Origin of the sequence: Pseudovibrio sp. W74 (assembly GCF_001623085.1) — a bacterium.
Lineage (GTDB): Bacteria > Pseudomonadota > Alphaproteobacteria > Rhizobiales > Stappiaceae > Pseudovibrio.
In genome coordinates, this window is the sequence record NZ_LMCJ01000057.1 from 185,232 (window position 1) to 186,158 (window position 927).

Here is a 927-nt window from a genome sequence, read left to right on the forward strand (position 1 = left end):
GGTGTTGCAGGCCGATCAGCTGGACCATGTGACTGGTAATGGTGAGAACACCGCGCTGCAGCTTCTCAATGGTGATGAGCTTGCTGCCATCGACTTTGGTGCTGTGATTGTTGCGACAGATGGAGACGGGGACACCGTTGCCCTGGATGGCAAGCTGGATGTGACCGTTGTTGATGACATCCCAGCGCCAGAACTTTGGGTTGATGATCATATTCGCATTGACGAGACCGAGGGTGATCACAGTGATAATGTTCCGCCGAAGTGGCGCATTCGCAAGCTGTTTAAAGATGTTGACGAAAAGGGCAGTGACCCTGATCTGAGTGGTCCAATCTACGCGCGGAATGATGTTCTTGATTTCCATAAGAATGTTGGTGCTGATGAGCGCGGCAGTCATGAGCTGGTCTTCCGCATTGATAATGCAGATTCTGGTCTAGCCACGACTGAAGGCTTGGCGATCACGCTTCATCTGGAAGACGGTCAGATTGTTGGCCGCGTACCAGACGGAGATGCTGCGTTTGCAATCCACTTGCATCAAAACGGCAAGGTCTCAATGGTTCAGTACATGTCCATTGAGCATCCGGACACCGGATCTTCTGATGAACATGTCTCGCTTGATGGCAAGGTGAGCGCAATCCTGACTGTCACCGATGAAGATGGTGATGCGGTTTCAACTGAGATCTCTGTCGGCAATCTTCTGACGTTTGATGATGATGGACCACGTGTGACCAATCAGCAGCAGGATGTGACTGTTGATGAAGACGACATCGACACGATCCTGTCAACGGGTACGAGCCCTGATTACTGGGGCCTTGAAGCTGATGGCAACTGGACTGAATTCTTGAGTGGTTCTGCGATTGCAGCGGGAGATCTTCAGAACACTGTTGACTTTGGTGCTGATGGGGATGCTGGCGCTGGCTCGTTCACCTT

General features: G+C 51.8%; 1 protein-coding gene. It reads left to right on the forward strand.

Translation table 11 applies throughout. From position 1 onward, the window contains the following. On the forward strand, positions 1 to 927 hold a 927-nt coding region (locus PsW74_RS29500; protein WP_208988125.1), incomplete at both ends, for a DUF5801 repeats-in-toxin domain-containing protein.